23 protein-coding genes are annotated in these 21,957 nt (G+C 47.7%); 8 read left to right on the top strand and 15 right to left on the bottom strand.

From position 1 onward, the window contains the following. Positions 1-29 precede the first annotated feature (29 nt). The 5 genes from ilvA to tlp form a co-directional block, all read right to left on the bottom strand. Positions 30-1,316: a threonine ammonia-lyase IlvA gene (gene ilvA / locus MKY35_RS04170; protein WP_039272546.1), complete on the bottom strand. Its 1,287-nt coding sequence runs from the start codon at positions 1,314-1,316 to the stop codon at positions 30-32. Between the two features lie 276 nt (positions 1,317-1,592). Next, positions 1,593-2,432 (bottom strand): carbohydrate ABC transporter permease, encoded by an 840-nt coding sequence (locus tag MKY35_RS04165; RefSeq protein WP_029517136.1) that lies wholly within the window; start codon positions 2,430-2,432, stop codon positions 1,593-1,595. Between the two features lie 3 nt (positions 2,433-2,435). Continuing rightward, positions 2,436-3,398, bottom strand: coding sequence for a sugar ABC transporter permease (locus tag MKY35_RS04160; protein WP_029517137.1), 963 nt, complete (start codon positions 3,396-3,398; stop codon positions 2,436-2,438). A gap of 27 nt (positions 3,399-3,425) precedes the next feature. Next, a complete protein-coding gene (locus MKY35_RS04155) occupies positions 3,426-4,718 on the bottom strand; it encodes an ABC transporter substrate-binding protein (RefSeq protein WP_342445672.1) in 1,293 nt (430 codons plus the stop codon). Between the two features lie 238 nt (positions 4,719-4,956). Next, positions 4,957-5,181 carry a small acid-soluble spore protein Tlp gene (gene tlp, locus MKY35_RS04150; protein WP_250243226.1) on the bottom strand — a complete coding sequence of 75 codons (225 nt, stop codon included), beginning with the start codon at positions 5,179-5,181 and terminating at the stop codon, positions 4,957-4,959. Positions 5,182-5,351: 170 nt separating this feature from the next. Between tlp and MKY35_RS04145 the strand changes: the two genes are divergently transcribed. After that, positions 5,352-6,548, top strand: a complete 1,197-nt coding sequence (locus MKY35_RS04145; protein ID WP_342445671.1) for a chromate transporter — start codon at positions 5,352-5,354, stop codon at positions 6,546-6,548. 91 nt (positions 6,549-6,639) lie between these two features. Here the strand turns inward: MKY35_RS04145 and MKY35_RS04140 are convergent, their stop codons facing one another. Then, positions 6,640-7,266, bottom strand: a complete 627-nt coding sequence (locus tag MKY35_RS04140) for an alpha/beta hydrolase (protein WP_342445670.1) — start codon at positions 7,264-7,266, stop codon at positions 6,640-6,642. Between the two features lie 212 nt (positions 7,267-7,478). Here MKY35_RS04140 and MKY35_RS04135 point away from each other — a divergent pair, with 212 nt between their 5' ends. Both MKY35_RS04135 and MKY35_RS04130 read left to right on the top strand, forming a co-directional pair. After that, positions 7,479-7,790 (top strand): autorepressor SdpR family transcription factor, encoded by a 312-nt coding sequence (locus MKY35_RS04135; protein WP_029517140.1) that lies wholly within the window; start codon positions 7,479-7,481, stop codon positions 7,788-7,790. After that, on the top strand, positions 7,787-8,440 hold the full coding sequence (locus MKY35_RS04130) for an SdpI family protein (protein WP_342445669.1): 654 nt from the start codon (positions 7,787-7,789) through the stop codon (positions 8,438-8,440). The genes MKY35_RS04135 and MKY35_RS04130 overlap by 4 nt, the downstream gene beginning before the upstream one ends. A gap of 91 nt (positions 8,441-8,531) precedes the next feature. On the opposite strand, the gene MKY35_RS04125 is transcribed toward MKY35_RS04130, so the two are convergent. Together MKY35_RS04125 and MKY35_RS04120 are read right to left on the bottom strand one after the other, a co-directional pair. Then, positions 8,532-9,356 (bottom strand): aldo/keto reductase, encoded by an 825-nt coding sequence (locus MKY35_RS04125; protein ID WP_342445668.1) that lies wholly within the window; start codon positions 9,354-9,356, stop codon positions 8,532-8,534. A gap of 44 nt (positions 9,357-9,400) precedes the next feature. Beyond that, positions 9,401-9,694 (bottom strand): putative quinol monooxygenase, encoded by a 294-nt coding sequence (locus MKY35_RS04120; protein WP_342445667.1) that lies wholly within the window; start codon positions 9,692-9,694, stop codon positions 9,401-9,403. A 161-nt stretch (positions 9,695-9,855) separates the two neighbouring features. On the opposite strand from MKY35_RS04120, the gene MKY35_RS04115 reads away from it, so the two are divergent. The 5 genes from MKY35_RS04115 to MKY35_RS04095 all read left to right on the top strand — a co-directional run bounded on the left by MKY35_RS04115 (position 9,856) and on the right by MKY35_RS04095 (position 15,405). Then, positions 9,856-11,529 (top strand): sensor histidine kinase, encoded by a 1,674-nt coding sequence (locus MKY35_RS04115; protein ID WP_342445666.1) that lies wholly within the window; start codon positions 9,856-9,858, stop codon positions 11,527-11,529. Continuing rightward, a complete protein-coding gene (locus MKY35_RS04110; protein WP_322252445.1) occupies positions 11,522-12,250 on the top strand; it encodes a response regulator in 729 nt (242 codons plus the stop codon). Before MKY35_RS04115 ends, MKY35_RS04110 begins: the two co-directional genes overlap by 8 nt. Before the next feature lie 199 nt (positions 12,251-12,449). Beyond that, entirely contained in the window at positions 12,450-13,430 is a 981-nt protein-coding gene (locus tag MKY35_RS04105; RefSeq protein WP_342445665.1) for a helical backbone metal receptor, read from the top strand. Continuing rightward, entirely contained in the window at positions 13,427-14,431 is a 1,005-nt protein-coding gene (locus tag MKY35_RS04100; protein ID WP_322252443.1) for an iron ABC transporter permease, read from the top strand. Before MKY35_RS04105 ends, MKY35_RS04100 begins: the two co-directional genes overlap by 4 nt. Next, a complete protein-coding gene (locus tag MKY35_RS04095) occupies positions 14,428-15,405 on the top strand; it encodes an iron chelate uptake ABC transporter family permease subunit (RefSeq protein WP_039272375.1) in 978 nt (325 codons plus the stop codon). The genes MKY35_RS04100 and MKY35_RS04095 overlap by 4 nt, the downstream gene beginning before the upstream one ends. A 63-nt stretch (positions 15,406-15,468) precedes the next feature. On the opposite strand, the gene MKY35_RS04090 is transcribed toward MKY35_RS04095, so the two are convergent. The 7 genes from MKY35_RS04090 to purD form a co-directional block, all read right to left on the bottom strand. Next, positions 15,469-16,707 (bottom strand): serine hydrolase, encoded by a 1,239-nt coding sequence (locus MKY35_RS04090; RefSeq protein ID WP_342445664.1) that lies wholly within the window; start codon positions 16,705-16,707, stop codon positions 15,469-15,471. 183 nt (positions 16,708-16,890) lie between these two features. Beyond that, a complete protein-coding gene (locus MKY35_RS04085; RefSeq protein ID WP_039272373.1) occupies positions 16,891-17,316 on the bottom strand; it encodes an OsmC family protein in 426 nt (141 codons plus the stop codon). 54 nt (positions 17,317-17,370) lie between these two features. Then, on the bottom strand, positions 17,371-18,120 hold the full coding sequence (locus MKY35_RS04080) for an amino acid ABC transporter ATP-binding protein (RefSeq protein WP_342445663.1): 750 nt from the start codon (positions 18,118-18,120) through the stop codon (positions 17,371-17,373). Positions 18,121-18,134: 14 nt separating this feature from the next. Further along, positions 18,135-18,782: an amino acid ABC transporter permease gene (locus MKY35_RS04075; RefSeq protein WP_235307280.1), complete on the bottom strand. Its 648-nt coding sequence runs from the start codon at positions 18,780-18,782 to the stop codon at positions 18,135-18,137. Positions 18,783-18,866: 84 nt separating this feature from the next. Next, positions 18,867-19,724 (bottom strand): transporter substrate-binding domain-containing protein, encoded by an 858-nt coding sequence (locus MKY35_RS04070; protein WP_341063419.1) that lies wholly within the window; start codon positions 19,722-19,724, stop codon positions 18,867-18,869. Between the two features lie 100 nt (positions 19,725-19,824). Next, entirely contained in the window at positions 19,825-20,502 is a 678-nt protein-coding gene (locus tag MKY35_RS04065; protein ID WP_342445662.1) for a TetR family transcriptional regulator, read from the bottom strand. A 125-nt stretch (positions 20,503-20,627) separates the two neighbouring features. Then, positions 20,628-21,893, bottom strand: a complete 1,266-nt coding sequence (gene purD / locus MKY35_RS04060) for a phosphoribosylamine--glycine ligase (RefSeq protein WP_342445661.1) — start codon at positions 21,891-21,893, stop codon at positions 20,628-20,630. Between the last annotated feature and the right edge of the window lie 64 nt (positions 21,894-21,957).

Genomic DNA, 21,957 nt, shown 5'->3' with positions numbered 1-21,957 from the left:
ATACAAAAAAGGAGCCCGCAGGCTCCTTTTCAAATTAGCATATTAAATAGATTTTCGTTTTTATTCAGTTCCGTATATTTAAGCCCCTTGCGGTTCATTCGTTCAATTAAAGGAAAATAGTCTTCCTTGTGGAACAGCTCAATGCCGACCAGAGCTGGTCCATTTTCCTTATCATTCTTTTTCGTATATTCAAACCTAGTAATATCGTCGTCCGGTCCAAGCACATCCTGTAGAAACTCACGCAGTGCCCCAGCTCTTTGCGGGAAATTCACCATAAAATAATGCTTCAGTCCTTCGTAGATTAGGGACCGTTCCTTGATCTCCTGCATTCGATCTATATCGTTGTTACCACCGCTGACGATACAGACAACCGTTTTGCCTTGAATCTGCTCGCGGTACAGATCAAGTGCTGCAACAGGCAGTGAACCCGCAGGCTCCACAACAATCGCATTTTCATTATACAGCTCCAGAATCGCGGTACATGCTTTACCTTCCGGTACCTTCACAATATCGTCCAAGGTATGTTTACAAATATCGTATGTCAGCTGACCCACACGCTTCACCGCAGCTCCGTCAACAAACTTATCTATTTGATCCAGTGTAACCACCTTGTGTAAACGCATCGCTTCCGTCATCGACGCCGCGCCAAGGGGTTCCACACCAATTACCTTGGTGGATGGACTCACGGTTTTAACATACGTACCTACGCCTGCCGCCAAACCGCCGCCGCCAATCGTTACGAACACATAATCCATAGGTGTATCTAGACTCTCCATCACTTCCATCGCAATCGTACCATTGCCCGCAATAATTTTCGGCTGATCAAACGGATGGATGAAGGTCATTGCCTGCTCGCTACACACCTTCATGGCCTCATCATAAGCATCGTCAAACGTATCTCCGGTCAAAATGACCTCTACACTGTTTCCCCCAAAGCGACGAACCTGCTTCACTTTCTGATTAGGCGTTGTACTCGGCATAAATATTTTACCGTGGATACCAAGTGCATTACATGAAAAAGCCACACCTTGCGCATGATTCCCTGCACTCGCACACACGATGCCTTTTTCCATTTGTCCGGGAGTCAAGCTACGGATCATGTTGTAAGCACCACGGATTTTAAAGGACCGCACGACTTGGAGATCCTCTCTTTTCAGATACACATTACAGTTATATTTGGCCGATAGGACGGCATCCCTCTGTAAAGGTGTACGTACAATCACCTCACGCAGCATATGATGCGCCCGTACAATATCCTCCATGCCAACGGTTGACGCCATGGCCGGGTCAGTTTTCTGGGTTTCTGTTGGTTCCATAGGTTCTCCACGCTCCGCCTGAATATTTCTGTATTGAGCATTTTGCATAAATCCCAAGAGCAATTTCAAATCAGGAATCGAATGATGCAAAGTGCTGTATTTGAAATCTTTCAAATATCATACCACGTTTACCCATAGCTTGTGCAGATGATAGCATGAAAATGAGAATGAAAATCAATCGAATCAAAAAAAGGCAGACCGGGATCAATGCCCGATCAGCCCCTTCTGACGTTGCACATTTCTTGTATTCAATCGCTCCATTGAATACCTTTCCGATTACCCTTTTACTCCACCTGCCGTCATTCCTTCAATAAAGTAACGCTGGAAGAATAGAAACACGACCAGAATCGGTAAAATAGCCAAAACGGAGCCCGCGATCAGCACATCATAATTGTTGCCATATGGCGTCAGCAGACTGGACAGTCCAATGGGCAGTGTCAGCATGTCGTTGGTCCGCAATACAATCATCGGCCACAGGAAGTTATTCCAACTGTTCATCGCCTGCAAAATAGCCATTGCCGCAAATGCAGGCGCCATTAGAGGCATCATAATGCGTACGAAAATGCCATATTCTGAACAGCCGTCAACCCGCGCAGCATCCATAAAATCCTTGGGTACTCCACTCAAATATTGACGGAAGAAAAAGATTGGGATTGGCGCGACGACGAAGGGTAGAATTACACCCCATACTGTATTAATCAGCTTCATGCCGATCATTAGCTTGTAGAGCGGCAGCATGATAATTTCTACCGGAATCATCATTACAACCAGCACCAGTGTGAAAATCACATTTTTCAATCTAAAACGGTACATCTCCAGACCATAGCCCACCATCGCGGACAATATCAGACATAACACCGTAAACAAGACGGTAATAACAATACTGTTCCAGTACCATTGAAAATAATCCGTCGTCCCCTGAAAGATGAACGCATAGTTTTTCAAGGACATGATGTCCCACTCCAGCTTAAGATTCAAACCGTAGCGCAACAGCTCCGTCGATGGCTTGAACGAGGCAAGCGTCACGGCAAATAGCGGAAACAGGGCAAACCCGGCAAACAGAATGAACAGGACAACGAGCAATGCGGATAATGAGCCTTTTTGTTTCTGAGCCATCGCTTAATCCTCCTTCCGGAACATGCCGAAAAATTTGAGCTGGATCAGGTTCAGCACGAGTGTAAATACGAGCAATACAATGCCCACCGCAGCTCCGAAGCCCATACTGTTCTGCTCCAGACCTTGGCGATAGAGATAGCCAACAATCGTTAAACCAATATCGTTCGGGGAGTTATTTCCGTTCCACAACATGTAGCTTTCCGTGAACATGGACAACCCCGCATAAATGCTAATCGTAAATACGTAGATCGTCACTGGTTTCAGCATAGGAATCGTAATCCGCCAAAATGAATCGAAACGACTGGCTCCATCAATCTGCGCAGCTTCATACAACTCGGGAGGAATGTTCTGGAGTCCCGACATGTAGTACAGCATATTTACGCCCAACCATCTCCACAAGGCCAGCACGATCAACGCTAAAAAGCCGGTGTTGGCGTTCATTAGCCATTTATACGGCTCCAGACCGAAGACCCCCAACAGGGAGTTCATCAGCGAACCATCCAATTCCCCGAACATGAGGCGGAAGATCGTTCCTGCTACCACCACCGAGGTTAGTGCAGGTATAAACATCACGGAGCGAAACAACCCTCTGCCCGGCATTTTAGGCGAATTCAGCAATACTGCCAATACCAGCGGCAGAGGAATCAGCACGACCAGTGTAAGCAGCGTGTACAGGACGCTATTCAATATCGCCTTTCCAAACGTAGGATTGATTAAGTCCTTATAATTTTCCAGTCCAACATAAGTTGTTATCCCTGGCAGGACTTCCTGGAAGCTCATAATGACCGTCGAGATGACCGGATAGGCAAAAAATAGCGCAAAGGACAGTAAAAATGGAAGGACAAACACATACGGTGCCGTACGACTGGAATGAATAAATCGGCTCCATTGGCTTCTGGCCGGACGCTGAGTTTTTGGCGGCTGACCTGTCGGTACATTAGCGTTCGTATGAACGGGCGTTGCCATGAATCTCACTCCCTTTCCTGTTGGGGTCTATCTCAGTTCATCTGCTAGCTCATGCAGCACCGTGGCTGGATCTTCGCCACTCTGTAGTGTCCGATAAAGTATTTTATTGCGTACAGCACTGGCGATGTCAGGCGTTTTCGGTCCAATATGCACCGCATTGATCTCATCTTTGACTTCGATGAGCGTGTCAAAAATATTTGTTCCGAAATACTCCGTAAATTTGTTTTTGGCTTTGGCTTCCGGCATTGTCCACACTTCACTGCGGATGGGATCAAACCCTAGCTGCTTCCAAATCTCCACATTCCCTTGCTTGGACAGCTTGGCAAAGGCTAGAAAACGCATCGCCAGATCCTGGTGCTCTGATTGGTTCGTGACTACCGTTCCGGTTCCGCCCATACCCGCTGAGCGATAGCCGCCTTTTTCCCACGCCGGCATGGGTCTGATGATAATTTTACCTTTCAGGTCAGGCATGTAATCCGTAAAACGCCCCATGTACCACATCGGCATCCATACCGAAGCAGCCCCGCCTTTGTTCATAAACCCGTAGTATTCCTCCATATGATGCCCGCCGCCCGGTGAGGGAATAGCGACTTTGTCTTTTACCATCTGTTGGAGAAACTCGAGTGTTTTAATATTGGTTGCGTTATCCAGCGTCAACTCGCCCTTGTCATCCAGAAAATCCGAATTTTGCTGGGAGATCATCGGCCAATAGCTCCATAGGTCATTCGTTTCTAAGGTCGCCATTGGCTTGCCTGTTTTCGCCAGTACTTGCTTGCCTGCAGCAGCATAGTCTGCCCAGGTGACGATGGAATCCGGGTTTACCCCCGCCTGATCCATAATCTCTTTATTGTAATACATCACTTCGGCCCCAACGTGGAAGTCAATGCCGTAATATTTACCGTCTTTGCCGTAAATCTGTACTCTGGAAGGTACAATGTTATTGATCTCGGGGTCAATCACCGGATTGAGCGGGACCAGTTGCGGTATCCCTTTGAGGAAATTACCAATCTTGTTCACCTCGATATCCGCGATATCCGGCGCTCCCACCCCCGATTGCAGCGCAATCGACAGCTTGCTGTGATGGTTGTCATAAGGAAATGTATTCGCTTTCAAATTAATCAATTCATCAGGGTGCTGTTGGTTCCATTGGTCAGCCATTTGCAGAAAAAACTTCTCATGCAGTTCATTGAACGTCCATAATACAAGTTCTGTTCCCGGCCCTTCCTTTTCATCGGTCTTGAAAGAACAGCCTTGCAGCAGTCCAGCCATCAAAACCACCGCCATAAACATCAAAGCCATGCTTTTTCTTCGCAGCAGCATATCCTTCCCCCTTCGCATGATGAAATCCTAATTCATAAATGATTGCGCTTTCTTTTATTATTTAACATCAATACAAATTAGTTTACAACAACATTATTTATAAAATTTTTATTTTAAATGCGATTAGCGTCTCCACTGCATTATAGGGGGCAATTGAAATGAATGCGGTTATGATGATTTTTGCATAAAAAGAGGCCCCACTCGAATTGAAACTCGAAGTTGGGCCTCGTTCTTTTAACTATTCTTGGGAATGAGCTGCTTCGTCCTTAACTTCTTCCCGAAATGATCTAATACTTTCTTTACGACGATTATTTTTTTCTTCGATCTGCTGACGTTCCTCGTTGCTGATTTCAGAGGAAAATTCGTTCAGATATCCTTCAGCTTCATGCAGGTTCTGCTGTGTGTTCTGAATACTTTGTTGCAAATGTTCAACATTATCGGCTCGATTATCTGGTTTTGCCATTCCTTTGTCGCCTCCTAATCATGGGGTCGCTCAGTAGAGCGCTAATCCGTAGCTTGATCGCTATCGGATCATTTTATGCATTCCTGAGCCAAATTAATAAAATGGAGTAATTTAGATTACATTATTCAGTTATATTAAAGTTAGAAGATATGAGAAAAGGAGCCCCGTTTATGGAAACGAATAAGCAAGAGCCGCTAAGGGGACAATTAGCCACTCTTCTTCAAGTGCTGATGGTGTCCGCAAAATTAGGACTCACTTCCTTTGGAGGACCGATTGCACATATAGGATACTTCCATGATGAATACATACGTCGCCGAAAGTGGATGGATGAAGCAAGTTACGCCGATCTTGTAGCCCTCTGCCAGTTTCTCCCTGGTCCTTCCAGTAGTCAGGTTGGCATTGGAATTGGGGTTGTAAGAGCAGGATTACTTGGAGGACTTGCTGCCTGGATTGGTTTCACACTGCCGTCGTTTCTTGTGTTAGTTGCGTTTGCTTTCTTGCTTCAAGGATACGATATAGCGAGTGCGGGGTGGATTCACGGATTAAAGATCGTAGCTGTTGCGATTGTGGCCCATGCTATTCTAGGTATGGGACAGAAGCTGACGCCTGATCGGGATAGGGCGACAATTGCCGTGATTTCCGCCGTGATTACGTTGTCCTGGCATACAGCTTACAGTCAAATTCTAATCATTGTTGCTGCTGGTGTTATCGGGTTATGGCTTTTTCGAAAGCAAGAGGCGGAGATTACGTCCAATCTTCAAATTGCGATTAGCCGAACTTTTGCGGTCTGCTCCTTGATTGTATTTGTTGCAATGCTTGTGGCACTTCCGCTTCTTAGATCCTCAGAGGAAGTGGGATGGTTAACGCTGTTCGATAGCTTTTTTCGTTCAGGCTCTTTGGTATTTGGTGGGGGACACGTGGTATTGCCGCTTTTGGAGAGGGAAGTTGTTCCAACTGGATGGGTTAGCCGAGAGAATTTCTTGGCAGGTTACGGAGCTACGCAAGCCGTCCCAGGGCCGTTATTCACCTTTGCAGGTTACCTTGGAGCTATGGCCTGGGGGTTACCAGGAGCGATGATTGCTACTCTCGCCATTTTTTTGCCAGCATTTCTTCTTGTTGTCGGCGTACTTCCGTTCTGGAATAAATTAAGAAACAGTCCGAAAATCCAAAGGGCTTTGGTAGGAGTGAATGCGGCTGTGGTTGGTATTTTGCTGGCTGCGCTGTATGATCCGCTTTGGACTACCGCCATCCTGAAGCCAATAGACTTTGCTCTGGCGGTCATTTTGTTTGTGATGCTGGTTTTTTGGAAGCTGCCGCCCTGGGTGGTAGTTCTTGTGGGGGCAACTGGAGGAATACTGCTAGGATAAGAGCCGACAGCCTACAAGCAGTCGACTCTTTTGGGCGATGATTTTAGCCAGGTCACTCGCCCTATCCTCAACATTTTAACTTATCCGGTATTTAAATCTGCTCTCCACTCAGGTTAAAATGCTCCCCAAACCATTTCCCTGCGGCTTCGGCTTCAGTCCGAGTCAATTGATGACCATTGCGTTCCCAATATGCTTCCACCTGCGCTCCGGCTCCCTCCAATAATGCTTGCAGCTCCTGAGATTCCGAAATCGGAACAATGGGATCATTTTCCCCGGAAGACAAAAATACAGGGATACCATTCAAAGCTGGCAAATCCAGCCCACGCAACGGCACCATTGCATGGTGTAAAATAGCTCCACGTAACGCTTTTGCATCGTGAAAGAGCATGCTGGCGGCTATGTTTGCACCATTGGAATAGCCCAGAGCCACCACGTTATTACGGTCAAAATCGTATTGCTCTGCAGCTGTGTCCACAAATTTGCTCAGTTCTTTGGTACGAAATACGAGATCCTCAATGTCGAACACTCCTTCTGCCAAACGGCGAAAGAAACGCGGCATCCCATTTTCCAGCACATTTCCTCTTACGCCTAACACAGAAGCTCCCGGTGCTACCATCTCAGCCAAAGGTATTAGGTCTTGTTCATTCCCGCCTGTACCATGCAACAGCAAAATAACCGGGGCTTGCGGATCATTTCCTTTACGAAAGACGTGTTTCATATCTATTCCCTCCTCTAATTAACTTTAAATTAAGAATCTTATTTTTGTATAAATTGATTATAGCCCATTTCACTACTTTATACAAACATAATTGACCTCGTTAATTTTTTCTAAAATGATGTCTTGTTCCATTGACATGTAGTATAGCTGTATTTTACTATGGTGTTAGATATTTAGAATATTATCTAAATATCTAAAGGAGGAAATGTATTTTGAACGATGCCTTCAAAGCTTTGGCTGATCCGACCCGGCGTACAATCTTGCAGCTTTTAAAGGAAAAAAGCATGAGCGCAGGCGAAGTAGCTGAACATTTTCAAATTAGCAAACCCAGCATCTCCCACCATCTCAATATCCTAAAGCAGGCTGGGCTGGTGCTGGATGAACGACAGGGACAAAACATTATATACACCCTGCATACAACGGTTGTGGCGGATGTCATCGGTTGGATGTTCAGTATAGCCCACTCCGATACCCCTGCCAGGAAAAATGTGAATCATATTAAGGATGGGGAGGAATCTGAATGAAATTTCGAACACCTTGGAGCTTGACGGATGTTTTGACAACTTTGATTGCCTTATCACCCACCATAGGCGCTATACTGCTGTACGACCGGCTTCCCAATGTTCTAGCCTCGCATATTAACTTTAACAATACAGCAGACGGGTATACGAGCAAAAGTGGTTCTATTATCATGCTCGTGTTGTTGGGCCTAGTCCCGCTGGTCATTCGATTGGCACGCCACATGGACCCCAACAGAGCTAATTATGAGAAATTTTCAAAAGCCTATGAAGTTACGCGTGCAGGTGTTTCTGTAGTTCTCGCTGTAGCTGGATGGGGAATGCTGCTGTATAACCTGAATATACGACTGCAAATGAATGCTATAATTTTAGGGTTAATAGGCCTGATGCTGATGGTGATGGGGAATTATATGACTCAGGTACAGCCGAACTATACGTTCGGTATCCGCACGCCGTGGACTCTGTCTAATCCCGAGGTATGGCGTAAAACGCACCGTTTCGGGGGGCCTATGATGATGCTTGGCGGTGCTTCAGCGTTGGTGGCGGCATGGATCGGTGGAATGGCGGGAGTAGTCATTTTCCTAACCGTACTGATCATATCCGTTATCTCTCCTGTACTCTATTCTTACTTGTTGTATCGTAAGCTAAACAAGTAAATAGACAAAGCCACACCTGAACCTAAAAAAGGAACCTCCCAAACCGCGATAAACGCAGAATGGGAGGTTCTTTTTACAAGTGAATATTTATTTAAAACAACAGTTTATCGGGATGGGTGCCTACACGCTCATCAAGATGAAGACCATTGATTCGTTCAATATCCTCAGCTGTCAATTCAAAATCGAATAAATCAGCATTTTCGCGAATACGATGCGCGGTTACAGATTTGGGAATCGTCACAATCCCCCGATCCAGATGCCAACGCAAAATGACCTGCGAAGAGGTTTTACCGTATTTGGCAGCAATCTCAACGATGTCCGCTTGCTCGGTTAATTTCCCCTTCATCAGCGGGCTCCACGATTCTAGCTGAATCTGGTGCTCCCGGCAGTATTGATGCAGCTCTTGTTGTGTCAGACGTGGGTGAAGCTCCACTTGATTGATGACAGGAACCATGTTGCTATCTTGGAGGAGGTCTTCGAGATGGTGAACTTGGAAGTTACTAACGCCGATAGCGCGTACGCTTCCTTCTTCATACAAGCGTTCAAATGCTTTCCAGGTTTCCTTGTACTTATCCTTACCAGGCCAATGAATGAGATACAGATCAATGATATCCAGACCCAGCCGCTTACGACTTTCCTCAAAGGCACGCAGTGTTGAATCGTAGCCCTGATCCTGATTCCATAGCTTGGTGGTTACAAACAGATTTTCTCTAGCCGCTCCACTATCACGAATGGCTTGTCCAACCAGTTCCTCGTTGCCGTAGATCGCCGCTGTATCAATGTGACGGTAACCGACCTCAATAGCTGTTTTGACCGCTTCGTAGACCTCATTACCTTCCGCCTTGTAGGTACCAAAACCAAGCCAAGGCATCTGAACTCCGTTATTCAGTACAGTTGTATCTGCAATGTTCCCCATGTCTATTCCTCCTGTTCCTGATTATGAATTATCCAACGGGATGGTTACAGTTTAGTTGCATCCTGAAAAGCATTCACTTGAAGCGGAGCAGCCAACAATTCTTTAGCGGCGGCAACAAATGCCTGGAAATGGGCAGAATTATTATGGAAATCTACAGCAGCAGCATCTTTCCACTCTTCAACCATCGTAAATGCGTTGGGATCATTCAGATCCTGCATTAACGTGTAACGTACATTGCCTTCTTCAGCTTGGGATGCGCTGATCAGCCCTTGGGTTTCTTGCAAAAAAGTTTCTCTTTTCTCAGGTAAAACTTTCATATCGGCATGAATAATAATCATATTATGTTCCTCCTCGTATTATGTAACTATTTCTATTATAGACCATTCTTTCGATAGAATAAAAGTGCGGGCGTTTCTGTAATGCAGTAAAATGGATCGTATGGAGGAGATTATCGGCTGATTCGTTCCTCCTATATTTTGTTTAACGGCGGTGAAGGCATGTGCGTTTTCAGACAAAACTAATAGTATTTATATCCCTTTTAGTACTGGTAGTTACCGGGCTGTTGGGATTATCCTTTCGATATATGATCACCTCCGCTCTATATGATGAAATCGGAAAAAGGGCGCTAACCGTCGCCAATACCCTCGCCGTAGATGCGCAGGTCAGAGACGCTCTGGAGCGGACCGAGACGACGCAATTGCGTTCGCGTATCAACGAGGCCATAAAGCCCGTCCAAGCCAGCAGCGGAGCTGATTTTATTACTATTGCTGACCGTCATCTCATCCGGCAGTGGCATGTAAACCCGGAGCGCATCGGCACGCCTATGATAGACCCCATGAATGATAAGGTACTGCAAGGGCAGTCCTTGATCACTGAATCGACGGGCTCTCTCGGACCGTCAATACGCGCCAAAACAGCCGTTTATGATCAGCAAGGTAAGGCCATCGGGCTCGTCTCTGTAGGTTTTTTAATGACAGATGTGCAGCAAAATATTCGTACATACACATATGCATGGCTCTGGTTAATGGTGGGTGCTCTGATGATCGGCATATTGGGAAGCCTGATTATAGCGCAACGGGTACGCCGCGCACTGCATGGACTGGAGCCAGTGGAGATCGGACGGTTGTACCAGGAAAAGCAAGCCATTATTGAGTCCATCGGCGAAGGGATTATCGCGGTTAATAGTAACGGACAAATCACACTTGCCAATCCACAGGCAGCTCGTTTGATCGGACTCCCACCGGAAACCTCTATCTACGGATGCGACCTTCGTCACTTGACTGGTGTTCCGGATGTACTGGTTGATATGCTTGTTGCCGATTACACAGTAGAGCATTCAACGATGGGGCCAGATCAGGGACAGTACATATGGAATAAGGAAATTGAGGTCCAGCAGCGAATTGTAGTCGTCAGCCGTGTGCCGATCCAGGATCGCTCCGGTCGCATCATGGGCACGGTTGCCAGTCTGCGTGACAAGACCGAACTGCTCCACATGACACAACAGTTGACAGAGGTCAAAGATTACGCGGAAGTACTGCGATCACAAACACACGAATACGCCAATCGGCTGTATCTCATATCCGGCCTGATTCAGTTGGAGTGTTATGACGAAGCGGTGGACTTTATCACCCAGGAATCAGAGGAATATCGTGTACACAGGCCGATTGCCACTGCTCTCCTGCCCGATTCAATCATCGCCAGCCTACTGATCGGCAAGAAGAAACAGGCGCTAGAAAAAGGGATTTTACTCCATTCTGATATTAAAGGAGCATTCTCAACCCAGTCTCCTACGTTGGAGTGGTCCTTTCTCGCTTCCATAGCCGGAAACCTGCTGGACAATGCCATGGAAGCTGTTGCGATGTCCTCCATCTCTGACGGACAGGTCTGGTTCCGGCTTGAAGAAACGACTGAAGCCATCATCGTCGAAGTTGCGGATAACGGATCGGGAATTTCTGACGATATCCAAGAAAAGCTGTTTGTCAGAGGAGTTTCGACCAAAGCAGAAGCAGGACATGGATATGGCCTTGCTCTCGTGCAGGAGTACACTGAACGAATGGAAGGCTCTATAGAAGTACACGAACGGCCTGGTGGTGGAAGTATTTTTGAGGTATATATTCCTTTACATAGAACTGATACGAGTAATGATGCAAAAGGAGATTATGCCCATGAATGAGCGGGTTTTATCGGACATTGAGGTTCTTATTATTGAAGATGATCCACGAATTGCGGAGATTAACCGCCGATTTATTGAAAAGGTGGACGGGTTCACCGTATGTGCAATCGCGACAAACGAATTTGAGGCAAAACTTCAACTGGACGTGCTCCGTCCTCCTCTAGTCGTGCTGGATGTTTATTTTCCTGATACGGATGGTCTAACCCTGCTTTCGTTCATCAAGCAACACTATCCGGGTACAGATGTTATTATGCTGACTGCCGCCAAAGAAGCTGAAACAGTGGTACAAGCCGTTCGTGCAGGTGTGTTTGATTTTATCGTGAAGCCGCTTGTATTTGAGAGATTGCGTGCTACCTTGAAGGAATACGCCCGGTTTCGGCGACAAGTCACAACATGGCAGGAAGAACAATCCACGGTGGAGCAATCGGAAATTGACAGTTTGCTTCAAAGCGTGGGCACCGGTCGGATGGCAGGGAACGGAGTTGGAGAACTATGGGCCAAAGGCATCGATAAAGTGACTTGCGACAAAGTGCTAGATCTCCTGAATCGACGGGGTGAGGTGACTACAGGTACAGTGGGAATTGAGCTGGGTATGAGCCGTTCTACAGCCAGAAGGTATCTGGAGTACTTAGTGGAAAGTGGCGATGCGCACCACGATCAGGTGTACGGAACCGTTGGCAGACCAGAGCGTATCTATCGCCGACAGCGGGGAGATGCATAAACCATCCATCTCTGATGTCGGTACTTCCCCCTCCTCTTATTCGTAATTTTAATGAATTTAATACATTTAATCGATCAAAACGGTTTAAATGACCACATTATTTACGTCCTCCTTCCCGATTGCTAGAATGATCATCAGTTGGTTAATTGATAATGATTATCAGTTCCTCTGATAATCATACTGGAACGGGGGATAACATATGGCAACACCGAAACAACCACTGCGCACAGGCATGCTGCTTGCAGCGATCCTGGCACTACTGACGGTCATTATGGCGGGATGTGGAAGCCAGTCACAAGATAACAGCGCAGCAGCACCTCAAGCAACAGGCGACACTCGAATGATTAAACATGAGATGGGAGAAACCAAAGTTACAGGTACACCCAAAAGAATCGTAACCCTGGAATTCTCTTTTGTCGATGCCACAACCCAGCTGGGCGTAACTCCTGTCGGTATAGCTCAGGAAAATGACGATGATATTGATGGGCTGCTGGGCAAGAAAATCGACTTCACACCAGTAGGCACACGCAAACAGCCAAACCTGGAGACGATCAGCTCCTTGAAGCCGGATTTGATTATTGCCGATCTGAATCGTCATAAAAGCATATACAAAGAACTAAGTGAGATTGCTCCGACCATTGTTCTAAAGAGCCGCAATTCCTCCTATGAACAAAACCTGGCATCCTTCGGTGTCATCGCCGATGCGTTGGGTGAGAAGGAAAAAGGAGAGCAAATTCTCGCTACGCATAAAGCTACAATGGAAAAGTTGAAAGAAGGCATCAAAGCTGGTGAGCCACGCAGCGTATTGCTAGGGGTATTCCGTTCTGATTCACTATCGGCTCACGGCGCTTCATCCTTTGATGGACAACTGCTGGAGCAAGCGGGTATCCACAATGCCCTTCAAAATACAACCGAGCCTACTGTCAAGCTGACACTGGAACAGATTTCGCAAGCGGATCCTGATGTGATCTTTTTGGTGGAAGCCGACGAAAAGCTGATTGCGGAATGGAAGCAAAACCCGCTTTGGCAAAACATTACGGCCGTCAAAAAAGGGGAAGTTTACGAAGTAAACCGGGCACTGTGGACCCGGTACCGTGGACTCGGCTCAGCCGAGAAAATACTGGAGCAAGCCATTTCGCTTCTGTATCCCGCGCAAAGTAAAGGAGACGGCTCCCATTGATCGGACAAGCCTCACGCGACCGGCTGAATAAGCCGGTCTTCTTTGCACTTATCGCTGCGTTGCTGGCTGGATTGCTACTCAGCGTGGCGATTGGCCCGGTCAGGATGGACATCCCCACCATGCTGACTGCGCTGTTCACCGAGCATCCGTCCAAGGATCAGCTCATTGTCTTGACGGTACGCCTACCGCGTGCCGTTATTGGCCTAATCGTCGGGGCCGGGCTTGCCGTGGCAGGAGCCCTGATGCAGGCCATCACACGCAACCCGCTGGCTTCGCCGCAGGTATTCGGGGTCAGCTCAGGCGCTTCGCTGGCTGTCGTGCTGTCCGTCGTGCTGCTGCCGAATATCGGATCGTCCGGCAGCATTTATTTTGCTTTCGCCGGGGCCATCGCAGGCGGCTCCTTCGTATATGCGCTGGCCGGAACGGCGGGCATGACGCCGGTCAAGCTGGCGCTAGCCGGGATGGCCGTGCATCTACTGCTGGCCTCCATCACCCAGGGACTGCTCGTGTTCAACGAGCAAATATCTGATGTGCTGTATTGGCTCGCCGGAGCCATCGACGGGTCCACATGGGCCGACACGCGTCTGGTGCTACCATGGTTTGCCGTGGGTATGATTCTTGCACTGGCGCTAGCCCCTTCGCTATCTGTGCTGAGCCTCGGGACGGAGGTCGCACAGGGATTGGGACAAAACGTACGTCTTGTCCGCCTACTGGCCTCGGCCTCAGTGATTATGCTGGCAGGCTCTGCCATAGCGGTAGCCGGGTCCATCGGCTTTGTGGGCCTGATGGTACCGAATATCATCAAGATGTTTACAGGCGACAACTACAGACGGATCATCCCCCTGTCTGCAATCTGCGGAGGTCTTCTGCTGACCTATGCAGACGTGCTTGGACGATTTATTGCATTTCCTTATGAATCGCCCGTTGGCATTGTAACCGCGCTGGTGGGTGCGCCCTTCTTTTTATATCTAGCGCATAAGAACGGGAGGGCTTCTCGATGAAAAAACTGTGGATTTTACTCGCGCTCATGCTGAGTGTTGCTTTTATAGCTATAGGCGTGGGCAGCACCTACATTACGCCCTCTGAGCTGATCGCGGCTCTGACTGACCGGAATGCCTCTTCCTGGTTCATCGTTCACCATTATCGGCTGCCGCGCGGCCTGCTGGCCATCATGGCCGGAGCTGGGCTGGCAGTAGCCGGTGTTCTGCTGCAAGGCATGATCCGCAACCCGCTAGCCTCACCAGATGTGGTAGGTGTATCCAAGGGGGCCGGCTTTGCGGCGGTTCTCGTCATCGTACTGCTCCCCTCATCCCCAGTGGCGCTGTTGCCTGTAGCCGCCTTTGTCGGTGCCGGGCTAGCAGCACTGTTGCTCGTACAGCTTTCGATGAAGGGAGGCATGCGTCCCAACATGCTAGCCTTGACCGGACTGGCGGTGGGCGCTATTTTTCAGGCTGCGACCGACTATATACTGGTCAAGTATCCACTCGAAGCCAGCGACACGCTCACTTGGCTAGCTGGAAGTCTGTGGGGCAAAGGCTGGGACGAAGTGTATGGGCTACTGCCGTGGTTAATCGTGTTACTACCTCTCGCCTATGCACTACAGCGCAAGCTGGATATTATGAGCCTAGATGAGGAAAGCTCTGCTGGGCTGGGACTTAGCGTGAAGCGTGTGCGTACAGGACTGCTAGCCGTGTCAGTCGCCTTGGCTGCCTCCTGTGTCGCTGCCATCGGCTCCATCGGATTTATCGGACTGCTGGCACCGCATCTGGCACGACGGTTATTTGGCAATCGCCACCGCTATCTATTGCCCGGCTCGGCGATGATCGGCGCGCTGATTCTCGTCCTCTCGGACGCGCTCGGACGGGGTCTGAAGCCGCCGCTCGAAATTCCCGCTGGCATCGTGACAGCCGTCATTGGCGCGCCATATTTTTTGTATCTATTACTGCGGGAACGCAAACAGAAAGGCAGCGGATAGGATGAGGATAAGGAGTTGCGCATCGCAGTTAAACGCTGCATTATACCGTAGCGTTTAGCTGCGTTACCTTCTCACCTGTACACCGATACGCTGATTAATTTCTTTTGTAAACGATTTATCATGTAGTAATCTCTTTTTAAAATCATTTATCATTTCAGGCAAGCTGGCATTTGTGTTAGGATCCAAATCGTTAAAAAAGACAGCTAGCTCTGTCAAATGCCCTTCCTTATCTGTCGCATACATTGCCAGTGTCAAAACGTAAGCTGTGGAGCCACCTTTTTGCCCAGTATGTTTCAGAAATTGCTGGTTTTCAGGAAGAACCATAAGAGGTTTCTCCATGACCTCGGACAATAACTTTTGCTCAACTTTTGTGAACCCTTGACGGCGGTTCAGCTTACTCATTAAAAAGGCATAATCGGCTGTCGTTGAAGCTATAAAACGATCCGTATTGATACGGTCATAATCCTGGTCATACCAGGTCTTAATATCTGCGTTTCTCTTGTAAGAACCACTCACATCACGACGCAGCTTGTTATGAATCACACGGGCATATCGGCGAAACTCCGTGTCAGACATCGCCTGGATGGCTTCTTTGGCAGAAATATTATTCTTTGTATTATTCCAATTCTCACCTTGGCTCTCCTTCATACGTTCGTAAGGAATCAGAATAGAGGATACAAAAGGATAAATGGGATCATGATTTCGCAAACCCAAGTTGGCTCTCGTCCGATTGATCGCTTCCAACCCCAGTCTGTCCATTAAATACTCCGCATTGGCGTTGGAACTGAATTGAATCATCCCCTTGGCAACCTCGCGTACAGATACAGTTTCATTCTGTATCCGCCCTTTAGCTTCCATATCCTGTAGCCACGCCGCATGAGCACCACCATCCAAACCCGGCAAATAAAACCTTTCCAGCGAAATCAGCTTCACTCTCTTATCCGGGTTAATCTGACCCACCGCCGCTTGCTTGGCATATTCAATCGCAATGATCGTTTTGACGGTGCTCGCCAAAGGCATCATCCGGTTCTCTTCTTGGCCTGCCAGCTTTTTTCCATCTCTCAGAATCGTAATCGAAACCTTTTCTGCATTCTCCTCCACAAAATGAAGTAAACACCGAGCAGCATCCTGTTCCTTCGTTTCACCCTGAACCTCGGCTACAATCGCAGTTGTGGGTCGGACAGTATTTGGAGGATTAGCCACTTGATTCTGCATGAAAGATAGTAATCCTGTTGTCACACCCATAACGATGAGCACTGTAGCCACAATAGTTGCTATTATGATAAGGCACTTTCGTTTCACTATAACCTCCCCCTGTATGCATTTCATACATAGGTTTATTTTCCCATTTTTATATTTCAATTTCTATTTTAAACGAAAATACAGTACAAAAAGTTTCATTACGTGTCATATTTTCAAATAACACAAAAAAGAGAGCCTCCTGTACATAACACAGGCTGACTCTCTTTCACTATTCTTCAACACTTATGCTGGATAGGGTACTTCGGTTCCATTCAAAATGAGGTGCATTCGAATTTCCGCTTTTAAGGAATCGGATACGGCACAATATTTTTCCTTACCCATCTGAATTGCTTTCCATACGCGGTAATCCGGAATATCTCCATCTACGTGGAATGTCAGATCAATCGCTGTAAAGCCTGTCGGCGTTTCTTCCTTGCGCGTACCTTCTGCGTCAATATCAATACGAGCAATGTCCGACAAGAAACGATCCAAAATCATTGTGATATCAATACCCATACATCCTGCCAGACCTGCCAACAGCAGTTCCATGGGTGTCATTCCTTTACCATCACCGCCATAAGCCGCCGTAGCATCCATCCCTACCGAATAACCGGATGGTCCCTCCGAAGTAAACGCGCGTTTACCGTGCCAAGTTGTAGATACTTTCATGTTCAAAGGCCTTCTTTCCATTTTAATAATCTATGATTCATCCTCGATCTTATTTTAAAATTCACTGATTTGACGTAAAAATTTCTGTGTTCTCTCATGCTGGGGAGTATCAAAAAACGCCTGTGGCGCTGCCTCCTCCAAAATGATACCATCTGCCATAAATACGACCTTGTCCGCCACCTCACGAGCAAATTTCATCTCATGGGTAACCACGACCATCGTCATCCCGTCTTGAGCCAATTCTCGCATAACACCCAGCACTTCCCCTACCAGCTCGGGATCAAGCGCCGATGTCGGCTCGTCGAACAGCATAATCGCCGGGTCCATCGCCAGCGCACGCGCAATGGCTACCCGTTGCTGCTGTCCACCGGACAGACGTGAAGGATGTACATCCTGCTTGTCCGATAACCCCACCCGCTCCAACAACCGTTGTCCGATGGACATAGCCTTGTCGCGCGGCATTTTTTTTACGGTCAGCAGTCCTTCAATGACATTGCCGATCGCGGTTTTGTGCGGATACAGATTGAATTGCTGGAACACCATCCCCGTCTGTTTGCGAATATCACGAATGGCTGCTTGGCGGACACGAACGGGAGCTGTAGCATCGACCTCAATCCCATTCACCTCAAACTTGCCGGAAGACAGCTCTTCCAGACCGTTCAGGCACCGCAGCAAGGTACTTTTACCTGAACCGCTCGGGCCGAGTAATACGACGATTTCACGAGCGGCAACCTGAAAATCAATGCTTTTCAGAACCTCTACCTGTCCGAATCGTTTACTTAATCCGTTTGTTGTTATCATCATCTATCATCTCCACCTTAATAAGCTCGAGCCAGACGCTTTTCCACCCGCTCCAGTATAGCGGAGAATCCAATGCTCATAATCCAGTACATCAGGCCAATTTCGAGCAGAAACGGCATATAGCGCAAATACTGTGCTTGTAAAAGCTGTGCCTGTCGCATCAATTCACTGACCCCGATCACCGACACCAGCGATGTTTCTTTAAGCATACCCACAAATGTATTCCCCATCGGTGCAATTGCAATGCGTACCGCCTGAGGAAGAATAATACGCCACATCGTTTGACCGGGCGACATTCCCGTCGCATAAGCTGCCTCAGTCTGTCCCTGGGGTACGGCTAAAATAGCTCCACGGAACGTCTCCGACAAGTACGCCCCTGTATTAATACTAAGTGCTAAACAAGCAGCCGTCAGCGATCCGAATGATATTCCATAATCATCCAGTCCATAATAAATGACCGCAATCTGCACCAAAACCGGTGTCCCCCGGATGATCGATACATACATGCGCGCCAGCCATCGAACGGGACGATTCCCCTTCAACCGGGCCACCGCAACAATCAAACCAATGATTAGGCCAAAAAACATAGAGACAATCGTAATATATAGCGTATAATAAGCACCCTTTAATAAAAAAGGGACGTTCTCCCACATTAATTCAAGCATCGGTTATATTCCCTTCTTTCAGACGAGTGGCCCCATGTCAGCTAAAAGCCAAGACTGGAGCCAGACGCCTCTAACAGGCTTACGTTATTCTTTTGGCTCCTCGCCAAACCATTTTTTGAAAATTGTTTTGTAAGTGCCGTCTTCCTTCATTTCCTTCAAAGCCTTGTTCAAGGCTTCTTTGAGCTCAGGAGTTTTCTGGTTAATGGCTACACCCGCTTGATCCGATTTAATCGGCTCGCCTACCGCTTTAATCTGGAACCCGTTTTTATCGATAATGGGCTTGAGAGCATACAGATTGTTAATGGTTGCGTCAATACGACCAGAGTTTAGATCCTTTAAGGAAGTAATGACATCATCATATGTTTTAATCTCAAAATCACCTACCTTCGGCAGCACTTCATTCCGCAGATAAGACTCATCATTCGTTCCCAAGCCGACACCAATAGTTTTACCTTTAAAGTCCTCGAGCTTGGTAATATCATTTGTTTTGCTGTTTACGATAATGTTTACATTGTTTGTGATATAAGGCTCTGTGAAGTCAATGGCCTTCTTACGATCCTCTGTAATCGTCACCTGACTAATCACGGCATCGAATTTTTTCTTTTGCAAACTTGGAACCAGTCCCGAGAATTCTTGTGCCGTGAACTCCGGTTTCACCCCAATCCGCTTCGCCAATTCTTTGGCGATATCCACATCAAATCCGTCCAATTCCTTGTTATCGTTCAAGAAATTGTACGGCGGATAGGTACCCATCATGCCTACCTTAATTACACCAGCCTTCTTGATTGCTTCGAGCTGGTTACTCGCTGCCACATTACTGCTACCCGCTCCATTGCTAGTATTAGAAGCTTCTGGCTTAGTACCGCAAGCGCTCAGCACAAGGCTGAACAATGCCAGAGCCATAAGTATAGTTACCAAGAACCCTTTTTTACGTGTTTTCATGTATCCTTCTCTCCTGTCTGGATGTAAATGATTGAGTTCATATATGTGATTTGGCTATATATATTTGTTGCCAACTACCCATTCATGCGATGTTGACCCTCTAGCTTTGACCTAATAATCCGTAAAATTCAAAATTAGCCGCTTCTTCTGCCAATCTTTTAGCAGTTATCTGCGTGATGTGGTCATGTGTTCCCTCTGAACCGAACAGCCAGCGTGTAATGACACCTTCGATCATGCTCATGAGTAGTGCCGCCCTTAATTCGACATCCAATTCAGCAGGCAACATGTTCAGCTCGATCGCTCTTTCCATATTGCGCCGGAATGCCAGCTCCATCGCGGCCCTTGTCTCTCGGATACTCTGGCGCACCGGTTCATCGACACCGCTGCCGATCAGTAGCAAACCCATCAGATAGCGGTTCTCCAATGCAAAATCAAATAATCGAACAAACAGCGCTTCCGAAGCCTTAACCATATCAGCCAGCGTTCCCGCATCACGGCGATATCCCTGTCCAATCGCTGACAGTAGTTGTTCACGACCGGTGGCGATAATCTCCAGCGCCAGTGCCTCTTTGCTTTTAAAATGCCAATAAAACGTGCCTTGGGCTACTCCCGCCTCTACCACGATATCTGAAATCTTCGTTTGGTGGTAACCCTGCTCGGCGAACCGCTTTAATGCAATGTGAAGAAGCTGTGTTCTGCGGTCTGTTTCTTCTCCCGCATGCTCAGCAGGTTGGTCATTTGAGTCGGTCTCGGACTGCTTCGCCTTCCGTGGCTGCATGGATTCCCTCCTCCCGATTGATCAGTCAGTCAGTTTTGTATTTTTAATCCTATAGGATAAGTATACTTTTGTCAAACGAAAAAAAAGAACCTCCCCAGAGGTCCTCTTTTTCCTATACGTTGCTGCTACAGCAATGCTTTTGCCGCAATGTCCGTACGGTTTTGTTTACCTTCAAAGGTAATACGAGCCGCCTGTTCGTAAGCTTTATCCCGTGCCCCGGCAATATCACGTCCCAAGCCGACCACACCTAATACACGTCCGCCGTTCGTTACCCACTCGCCCTGTTCGTTGATGCCCGTTCCAGCATGGAACACGATAGCTTCGTCTACCTGTTCTAATCCGTGGATAGGTACACCTTTGGCGTAAGCTCCAGGGTAACCTCCAGATGCCAGCACCACACATACCGCCGCTTCATCCTTCCACTCGATCTCCACCTGATCCAGCGTACCATTTACAGCAGCAAGAAAAATATCGAGCAGATCGGATTTCAAACGAGGCAGAACCACTTGAGTTTCCGGATCACCGAAACGTGCATTAAACTCAATGGTCTTCGGCTTGCCGTCCGGCGAAATCATCAATCCGGCAAATAATACACCTCGGAACGGACGCCCTTCAGCAACCATGGCCTTGGCCGTCGGCTTAATAATCGTCTCAATAGCTTCCTCAATAATGGAATTGGCTATGTGAGGCAATGGAGAATACGTACCCATGCCACCTGTATTTGGCCCTTTGTCACCATCAAAAATAGGCTTGTGGTCTTGCGCCGCGGCCATCGGACGAACCGTTTCACCATCGACAAAGGAGAGAATCGACATTTCCTGACCAGCCAGAAACTCCTCAATCACGACTTGTGCCCCGGCTTCGCCAAACACCTTGGCCACCATAATGTCAGAGAGAGCCTTTTCCGCTTCCTCCATCGAGTAAGCGACCGTTACCCCTTTGCCTGCCGCGAGTCCGTCTGCCTTAATGACAACCGGAATCGGTTGTTCCTTCAAGTATGCATGTGCTTCCTCATAAGTATAAAACTTGCGATAGGTTGCTGTCGGAATATGATATTTATGAAGCAAATCCTTCATGAAGATTTTGCTACCTTCAATTTCCGCTGCATTTTTACGCGGTCCGAATACTGGAATGCCTTTCGCTTCAAAAGCATCCACAATGCCATCTGCCAGCGGATCATCGGGGCCTACCACGACCAGTCCGACTTTTTTGGATTCCGCCAGTTCTGTCAGCGCGTCAAAGTCACTCACCGGAATCGGCACACACTCCGCTAACTGCCCGATACCAGCATTGCCTGGTGCGCAATAGATTTGTCCGGCCTTGGGGCTTTTTTTTAGCGCCCACACAATTGCATGTTCGCGGCCGCCCCCTCCGATAACCAAAATATCCATTCAGGTGATTCCTCCCGCTCCCATTAAGATTGTTCAGGTGAAAATGCTGCTGCATCCTCAACTC

This window comes from Paenibacillus sp. FSL L8-0638 (genome assembly GCF_038593075.1).
Classification (GTDB): domain Bacteria; phylum Bacillota; class Bacilli; order Paenibacillales; family Paenibacillaceae; genus Paenibacillus; species Paenibacillus polymyxa_D.
The sequence above is the reverse complement of the archived record's forward strand: the minus strand, read 5'-3'. Positions and strand labels throughout refer to the sequence as shown.